This is a genomic window from Protofrankia sp. CiP1_Cm_nod3 (genome assembly GCF_982290655.1).
The window spans coordinates 4,639-12,645 of record NZ_CEVIVD010000052.1 but is presented as its reverse complement, the minus strand read 5'-3'; the positions used below and the strand labels follow the sequence as shown (position 1 = coordinate 12,645).

7 protein-coding genes are annotated in these 8,007 nt (G+C 70.1%); 6 read left to right on the top strand and 1 reads right to left on the bottom strand.

Features of this window, described 5'->3' with window-relative positions; translation table 11 throughout:
• The 6 genes from AC5LUJ_RS12200 to AC5LUJ_RS12175 all read left to right on the top strand — a co-directional run.
• A partial coding sequence (locus tag AC5LUJ_RS12200; protein ID WP_250280982.1) for a YcaO-like family protein occupies nucleotides 1–606 on the top strand: 606 nt, incomplete at its 5' end.
• A 124-nt stretch (nucleotides 607–730) separates the two neighbouring features.
• The gene (locus AC5LUJ_RS12195; protein WP_250280984.1) at nucleotides 731–2,116 is read left to right on the top strand and encodes a YcaO-like family protein; all 1,386 of its coding nucleotides are present in this window, start codon (nucleotides 731–733) and stop codon (nucleotides 2,114–2,116) included.
• A gap of 136 nt (nucleotides 2,117–2,252) precedes the next feature.
• Complete coding sequence (locus tag AC5LUJ_RS12190; protein WP_250280986.1) at nucleotides 2,253–3,383, top strand: FecCD family ABC transporter permease; 1,131 nt, start codon at nucleotides 2,253–2,255, stop codon at nucleotides 3,381–3,383.
• Nucleotides 3,380–4,282, top strand: a complete 903-nt coding sequence (locus tag AC5LUJ_RS12185; protein WP_250280987.1) for an ABC transporter ATP-binding protein — start codon at nucleotides 3,380–3,382, stop codon at nucleotides 4,280–4,282. The genes AC5LUJ_RS12190 and AC5LUJ_RS12185 overlap by 4 nt, the downstream gene beginning before the upstream one ends.
• Nucleotides 4,279–5,289 (top strand): ABC transporter substrate-binding protein, encoded by a 1,011-nt coding sequence (locus AC5LUJ_RS12180; protein ID WP_250289657.1) that lies wholly within the window; start codon nucleotides 4,279–4,281, stop codon nucleotides 5,287–5,289. The genes AC5LUJ_RS12185 and AC5LUJ_RS12180 overlap by 4 nt, the downstream gene beginning before the upstream one ends.
• Nucleotides 5,286–6,647 (top strand): MFS transporter, encoded by a 1,362-nt coding sequence (locus AC5LUJ_RS12175; RefSeq protein ID WP_250280989.1) that lies wholly within the window; start codon nucleotides 5,286–5,288, stop codon nucleotides 6,645–6,647. Before AC5LUJ_RS12180 ends, AC5LUJ_RS12175 begins: the two co-directional genes overlap by 4 nt.
• Before the next feature lie 136 nt (nucleotides 6,648–6,783).
• Here AC5LUJ_RS12175 and AC5LUJ_RS12170 read toward each other — a convergent pair whose 3' ends face one another.
• Entirely contained in the window at nucleotides 6,784–7,629 is an 846-nt protein-coding gene (locus AC5LUJ_RS12170) for a hypothetical protein (protein ID WP_250280990.1), read from the bottom strand.
• Nucleotides 7,630–8,007 lie beyond the last annotated feature (378 nt).

Sequence of the window (8,007 nt, the reverse complement as noted above, 5' to 3'; positions counted from 1 at the left end):
GACGGCATCATCGCGTTCGGCAGCGCCTGCCGCGCCGATCCGTCCGCCGCCGCGGTGAAAGCGCTGGTGGAGTCCCTGCAACTGCTCACGCTGACCCGGCAGCTCGCGGCCCCCGACAGCGATGTGTGGCGGGCGGTCGCGGCGGGCGACATCGAAGAGCATGTCTTCCTGCCGTTTCGCGCCGACCGCCGCTACGGGGCGTCGGTGAGCGCGGACTACCGGGAGCTGGTGGACCTTCCGGCGATCGCGCAGCTCTACCTCGACCCGGCCCTTCAGCGAGGCGCCTGGGATCGGCTGTGCCCGCAGACCAGCATCGCGCTTGACGCAATCTGTCCGGTAAAGGCTGCGAGCCCCCACGCCGCCTACCTCGAACACCTGAGCATGGCCGGACTGCATGCCGTGGCCGTCGATCTCACCACGCCGGACGTCGCGCGTACCGGGCTGCGCGTGGTTCGTGTCGTCGTTCCCGGACTGGTCGGCAACGGGCCGCCGGCCTATCCGCTGCGCGGTGGGCGCCGGCTCTACGACGTGCCCGTCGCCATGGGCTGGAGCACGGCGCCGCTGACCCAGGACGACCTGGTGAACCAACCCCTACCGCTGGCCTGACGGTTCCGCGCGTGATTGCGGGACTGCAAGAAACGACGAGACCGCAAGAAACGACGAGACGGCGAGAAGTGGCGAAACGGCGAGAAATGACGAAACGACGAGACAGCGAGAGATGGCGACGGAAATGAGCACCGCTACGGGGGCCGTTCCTGACGCGACAACGGACGGTGTCCCTTATCCCCGGCTCGTCGACGGAAGAACCGGAATCGTGCGTCGCCTGGTGCCACGCGCCGTGCCGTCGTGGTTTCCCCCGTCGTTCGCACTGACCCACGCATGGTTGTGTGACACGACCCGGTTCGGGCCGTGGCCGGCGGACGCCACCGGCGCGGGGTACGGTTTCGCCGACCCACGGCGCACCGTCGCGGCGGCGCTGGGCGAGGCCGCTGAGCGGTACTGCGGCAACCTCGTTCCACCTGGGCTGATCAGCGCCAGCCACGCCGAACTGGCCGACGCGGGGGTCGACGCCGTCGATCCGGGCAGTCTCGCGCTCTATGCGCGGGCGCAGTACGAGACCCCGGGATTCCCCCTGGTCCCGATGACCACGGACCTCGTCCAGCAGTGGGCTCACGGTCGCGACCTGCGTACCGGTGCCCCGGTTCTCGTTCCCGCCTCGCTGGTCTGGGTCTCGTGGAACGCGCCGTCGGCCGGCAACCAGGTGCCCCGGACCAACCCGGTCATGCAGGCCGGTCTCGCCGCGGGCGCCGACCGGCTGTCGGCCGAGACCGGGGCGTTGCTGGAAGTGATCGAACGCGACGCCATGACGCTGTCCTGGTACGGCGGGCGTGGGCTACGCCAGGCCGTCCCACCCCGATGGCTACGTGACTTCTGCCAGGGCCCGCGGGGTGTCCTCGACGTGCGTTTCCTCGTCTTCGACGACGAGTTCTCCGAGCCGGTCATCGGCGCGCTCGTCGCGGACAGGCACACCGGCTACCTCACGCTCGGCATGGGAGTGCACCACGATCCCCTCGACGCGGCGATGAAGGCATACGGCGAAGCGTTGCAGCTGCAGTTGTTCGTCGCGGACTACGACGACCCGACCGGTTCCTACGCCCGGATGGCGACCAGCCCGACCAGCCCGCTCAAAGCGTGGCGGGCCGACCGTGCCTACCGGAAGTCCTATCGCCGGGACCTCTCCGACGTCGTCGACTACGGCTGCCATCTTCAACTGCACCTCGACCCGGCCGTGCGCGCGGAGTTCCACCGCGAGCTCGCGGACGCCGTCACCGGGGAGACCAGCCTGGCGGATCTCGCCCCGCCGGCCACGCCGACCCCGGACCGGCGGCTGTCGGTCCTCGTCGACCGGCTCGCCTCTCGCGGGCATCGGGCCGTGGCGGTGGACGTCACCACCGCGGACGTCCACCGCGCCGGGCTGCACGTCACCCGGGTGATCGTTCCCGGCCTGTACTGCAACGCCCCGATCGGGATGCCCCTCCTCGGCGGCCAGCGGCTACCCGCCGCCCGGTCCCTGCCCCGGACGGCATCCCTGCCGGCAACGCCCCTGCCGCACTGAGCGCCGATCGGACTCCGCCCAACTCCTCGAACTCCACCCGCGTGGACCAGCCGCTCTGCTCGACCGGCCCTGGCCTGCGAGGACTCCGACTCGCTGCCGCACGTCGGAGGTCCTCTCCTTGTGATCAAAATCGTTCTTGTTGGGAGAGGCTCTGTACGCCAACAGCGCGGTCGCCTCGTCGCCCGCACACCCAGCCCCCCGCGCGGCGGTCTCCGAACAGACCCGGTTCAGGCTCGTCCTCTCGGTCCTGATCGTCGCGACACCCCTGATCCTCGCGGTCGCGATCAGTGTGGGCGCGGTCCGGCTTCCGCTGCGTGAGGTCTGGTCGAGCGTCGTCGCCCACGTCGTCGGGCCCGCCTTCGGTGTGGACAGCCGGCCCGGAGCCGACGACGAGATCATCTGGCAGGTTCGCACCCCGCGGGTCCTGCTCGCCTTCGTCGTCGGTGCGGGACTCGCGGTCGCCGGCGCCACGCTGCAGGTGGTCGTGCGCAACCCGCTGGCCGACCCCTACGTCCTCGGCGTCTCGTCGGGGGCGTCCCTCGGTGCCGCCGCGGTGCTCACGCTCGCCGGCGCCGGCGGATCCGGTGCCGCCGGCTGGCTGTCCACATTGGGCGTGTCCGGCGCCGCCTTCGCCGGCGCCGTCCTCACCCTGGGCGCGGTGCTCGTGCTGGGCCGGCGGGCGGGGCGTGTCGAACCGACCCGACTTCTGCTGGCCGGCGTCGCTCTCGGGTACCTGCTGCAGGCCGCGACCAGCTTCCTACAGCTGCGCGTGTCCAGTAATCAGCTCGCGCACCTCCTGTTCTGGCTGCTCGGGATGGTGTCCGGCGCCGACTGGCACAAGCTGGGCCCGCCCGCCGCCATCGTCACGGTGTGCACCTGCTGGCTCATCCTGCGCGGACGGACCCTCAACGCGCTGCTCCTCGGCGACGACATGGCCGCCTCCGCCGGGGTCGCGGTCAGCGCGCTGCGCACCGAGCTGCTCGTCATCGCCGCGCTGCTCACCGGAACCGTCATCGCGGTCGCCGGCGGGGTGCAGTTCGTCGGCCTGATCGCCCCGCACTGTGTCCGCCTGCTGGTGGGCGCCGACCACCGCCGACTGCTGCCGCTGACCGCCCTGCTCGGCGGCAACTTCCTCGTGCTGGCAGACCTCGCCGCGCGGACGGTGACCCAACCGCTCGAACTGCCGCTGACCATCGTCACCGCTGTCGCCGGCGTTCCGTTCTTCCTTGTCCTGCTGCGGCGCGGCAACCCCGGAGGCACCTCGTGACCGGACTGCGCATCGAACGCGTCGAGGTCCGTATCGACCGGGCCGCGATCGTGCGGGACCTGACCGTCGACTGCGCTCCCGGGACCTTCGTCGGGCTACTCGGACCGAACGGCAGCGGCAAGTCCACCGCGCTCAAGACCGTCTACCACGCCCTGCGACCGCATTCCGGAACGGTGCTGCTCGACGGCCGCGACCTGCACCGAGACCTGGGACCGCGGGCCGCCGCCCGACAGGTGGGCGCACTCGCGCAGGAACACGGTGGCGACGTCGCTCTGTCGGTGCGCGACGTGGTCAGCACCGGCCGCCTCCCGCACCAGAACGCCTGGAGCCCCACCTCCCCGGGCGACAAAAAGATCATCGACGAGGCGTTGCGCACCGTACGGATGGCCGAGAAGGCACAGCGACCGTTCACCTCGCTGTCCGGCGGGGAGAAGCAACGGGTCCTGCTGGCCCGGGCACTGGCCCAGCAGCCCCGCCTGCTCGTGCTCGACGAACCCACCAATCACCTCGACATCGGGTCGCGGCTCGACCTGCTCGACCTGATTCACTCGCTGGGGATCACCGTCCTCGCCGCACTGCACGACCTCGACCTCGCCGCCGCGTACTGCGACGTGGTCCACGTCATGGCCGATGGCCGGGTCGTCGCCGCGGGCACCCCCACCGAAGTCCTCACTCCCGACCTGCTGCGCACGGTCTTCGGGGTGCACGCCCACCGCGGAACCCATCCGCTCACCGGACGGCCGCACTTCGCGTTCACCTCGCTGACCGGTGGCCAACCGCCACCGCCCGCCACCCGGCAGCCGCTCGTCCAGCAGCCGCTGCCACCACCACGGGAGCCGTCCACCCCGCCAGCACCGGCACCTGACAGCGCGACCTTCTCCCTGGAAGGAACCATATGATCACCCGCCGCGCCCCGAGAACGGCGCTCGCGTTCGGTCTGGCCCTCCTGGCCACCGCCATGGCATCCACCGCCTGTGGCGACTCCTCCGCGCCGTCCTCGACGCCGGCTGGACAGCAGCCCGGTGCCGTCGGCAGCCAGGCCGGCTATCCGGTCAGCGTGAACAACTGCGGACGCACCCTGCGGTTCGACCGGGCGCCCACCAGGGTCATCTCCGGGTGGCCCACCAACACCGATCTTCTCGCGGCGCTCGGACTCGGGGAGAAGATCGTGGGCCAGTACAACACCAGCAACGGCAGCCCCGAGCCCGCCTACGCCGCGGCTGTCACCGCCATCCCCGTCCTCAGCGAGAGCGCGCCGACACGGGAACAACTCCTCGCCGCGCGTCCCGACCTGATCTGGGCGGACGGCTCGTACCTCTTCGACGGCCAGCAGCTGCCCACCCTCGACGACCTCACCGCCCGAGGAACCCCGGTCCTGATCCTCAGCGGCTTCTGCACCGACGACGCGACCAGGGCGAAGGTCACCGACGTCACCACCGACCTGAACACCCTGGGCCGCATCTTCGGCGTGGAGGAGAAGGCGGCCCAGCTGAGCTCCGACATCGACACCCGCCTCGCCGCGGTGACGGCGAAAGTCGACGGCCAGCCACCCGTACCCGTCGCGATGATCAGCACCTACAACGGCTCGATCTACACCTACGACGGCGTCTACACCGACATCGCCCGGCGCGCCGGTGCCCGCAACATCTACGCCGGTGCACTCCCCGCGGGCCAGTACTACGGCGAGCTGTCGAAGGAAACCATCATCAAGGACGACCCGGCCACACTCGTGTACCTGCTCAGCGGCGGCGAGAGCCAGACCGACGCCCGGACCTTCCTCGCCAGGACACTGCCTACGGTCACCGCCGTCCGCACCAGCACCATCGTCTTTCTCCCGCAGTGGAACTCGACGAACCTCGCCGGCGTCCAAGGCGTCGAAGCCCTGGCCGCGGCCCTGCACCCATGACCACACCCCCCAGCCCGGAGCAGCCGGCGACCGCCCTCGACGCCGACCAGGTTCTCGCCGACCAGGCCCTCGACCGATCCGGGTATCGGCGCTTCCTGACCGCACGGGCGGTCTCCTGGGCCGGATCGGCCGTCAGCCTCGTCGCGCTGCCGCTGCTGATCTACCAACGCAGCGGCAGCGCCGCCCTCACCGGGCTGCTGACCGCCTTCGAAGCCGTCCCCTACCTGCTGCTCGGGCTACCCGCCGGAGCATGGGCCGACCGCCTCGATCCCCGCCGCGTGCTTGTCGCATCGAACCTGGCCAGCTGCCTTCTCCTAGCCAGCATCCCGCTGACAGACGCGATCGACGTACTCACCACCACGCAGCTGCTGATCGTCGCGGCGGGCAACGCCGCAGCTCTGACCTTCTCCGACGCGGCCGGCTTCCGAGCGCTGGCCGCGCTGGTCCCCCCTGGCGCGATGGGGCAGGCCACCGGACGGATGAGCTCCGTCAGCACGGTGATCGCCCTCGCCGGGCCCGCGGCGGGCGGCCTGCTCGCCGCCACCGTCGGCGCCGGCCCCGCCCTCTCCGTCGACGCCGCCAGTTTCGCCGCCTCCGCACTGCTGATGGCCCGGCTTCCCCCGCCCTCACCGACAGTGCGGCCAGTCCGGCGGTCGCTGCGCGCCGACATCGGCGAAGGCCTGCGGTGGGTGTGGGAGCACCGGCTCGTCCGCACCCTGACACTTATCGGCCTCGGTAACAGCCTGACCGCGGGCTTCATCACCGGCCTGATCGTCGTCGTCGCGGTCCGCCGGCTCGGGCTCCCCGACGACGACGGGCGGATCGGACTGCTCTACGCCGCCGCTGGCGCCGGCAGCCTGACAGGCAGCCTGCTGATCGCGCCGCTGCAGCGGCGCTTTCCGGTCGGCTGGCTGACCCTCGGTGGCCTGGCCGCCGGCCTGGTCTTCCTCGGCTGCTGGGCGGTGAGTACCACTCTGATCCCGGGCGCGCTGGCACTGCTCGCCTGGCAGGCGGCCAACACCACCGTCAGCCTCAACGGCATCGTCGTACGCCAGACCATCGCACCCATCGAGCTCCAGGCAAGGGTCAACACCACCGCCAGGATCATCGCCTGGGGCGGCCAGCCCATCGGCGCAGCGGCCGGCGGGCTCACCGCCCAACACACCGGACTCGGCCACGCCCTCACCCTCGCCGGAAGCGGACTCGCGATCTCTCTCGCGGCGGGCTCATTCACCCGGCTGCGGGCCCCGCACCGCCTGGCCGCCCTTGCCGTCGCGGCAACGGCCAGTCGCACACTGGTGTCCACAGGACAGGCGGGAACCTCGCATTCAGCGAAACCAGGGCTCGCGAAACCCTGAACGCCGAGCCCTGTCAGACGGCGCGAACGATCTCGCCGAGCGCAGCTGACGGACGCCGGTGGGGGCCATCGTCGACGCGCATTTTAACGGGCGGTGGGTAGCTGGACCGTATCCGTCCAGCTACCCACCGCCCCTGTCATGGTTCCGAGACTCCGTTGCCTTCACCGCTGGGAATGTCGGTATCGGCTCCATTATCGAGGCGGGCGTGGGTGTCGGTTCGGAGTTGCGTGACGATGTTGCGAGCGGTAGGCGCGCCGACGTGGAGGTGTTTGCGGAGTGTTTCAGCAGAGATCGGGCGGTGGTGGGTCTCCCAATGGAGTGCGTCCTCGGCGCGTGCACGGTGCAGCAGGTCCTGTTCGGAGGCTCTCCTGCGGTGTCCGCGAGACGACGGCTGGTCCATTTTCTGCTGGTGTGGAATGCATGGCGACGCCAGATCGCGCTGGTCGGTGGTGGGTAGTTTCTTTCCGGTGTGGAAACCTGGGCCAAGGTTCGTCGGAAATGACGTCTGTGTGGTGCCGGTGCCGGTGCCGGTGCCTTGCATTGCTTGGATGAGTTTTGGTCCGACTTCTGCCCATCCGATAAGGAGGAGCGGGCCGACTGCGTCGAAGGCAGCTTTGCCGTACTGGCGTGTGATCAGTGGTTCGGCGATGTTCAGCGCCAAGGTGACGATGCTGGCGAAGATGAGCAGGCGTCGTGCGGATCGTTGTACGTCGGCGGGTCCGCCGTGCAGGGCGAGGTGGCGGGTGCCGAGGAGGAGTCCGACGACAGAGAGATCGACGGCGGGTGCGACGAGGGGGGCGACCCAGAGGGAGACGCCGAGTCGGAGTCCGAGCGCGAAGATGTTGCCGAAGCTGAACAGGAACGTCAGTCCGACGACCGTCACGATCACAGTTGTAACGATCTTCACGGGAGTGGCGGCGGATCCCCCGCTTCGGGGGGAAATCGGCGTCGATGCGGCGGCTTCTGCCGCGTCGGCGCTCATCAGAGATCACGCACGGCCGTGTTCGGCCGCCAGGCCGCGGGGGATCTCTCGGGTGGCGCTGCCTGGTTCGCACTGCCTGCTGCCGTAGTCGTTGCCACACATGGGTGCAGCGAAGTCTCGGCAGCGGCACCGCCGGCCCTCTCGGGGGCGGCGGATGTGTGGCAGTGCGTGTGGCAACGCGGGCCGCCAGAGGGGTACTCCAGCAGCCAGAAGTGCACGTCAGGGTACGTGTGCGGACATTCCTGGACGGTATGGACCGGCCTGAAAAGCGGAAGGTCGGCGGTTCGACCCCGCCCCTGCCCACCGCATCTGACCAGGCCTTTTGTCTCCATGTTGAGATCAATTAGAGCTACTTGAAGATTATTCTGTAGCAACGGG

Bases quoted from the DNA above. Each gene is read 5' to 3' on its own strand.
- AC5LUJ_RS12195 (WP_250280984.1), top strand. From the start codon at position 731: ATGAGCACCGCTACGGGGGCCGTTCCTGACGCGACAACGGACGGTGTC.
- AC5LUJ_RS12180 (WP_250289657.1), top strand. From the start codon at position 4,279: ATGATCACCCGCCGCGCCCCGAGAACGGCGCTCGCGTTCGGTCTGGCC.
- AC5LUJ_RS12175 (WP_250280989.1), top strand. From the start codon at position 5,286: ATGACCACACCCCCCAGCCCGGAGCAGCCGGCGACCGCCCTCGACGCC.
- AC5LUJ_RS12170 (WP_250280990.1), bottom strand. From the start codon at position 7,629: ATGAGCGCCGACGCGGCAGAAGCCGCCGCATCGACGCCGATTTCCCCC.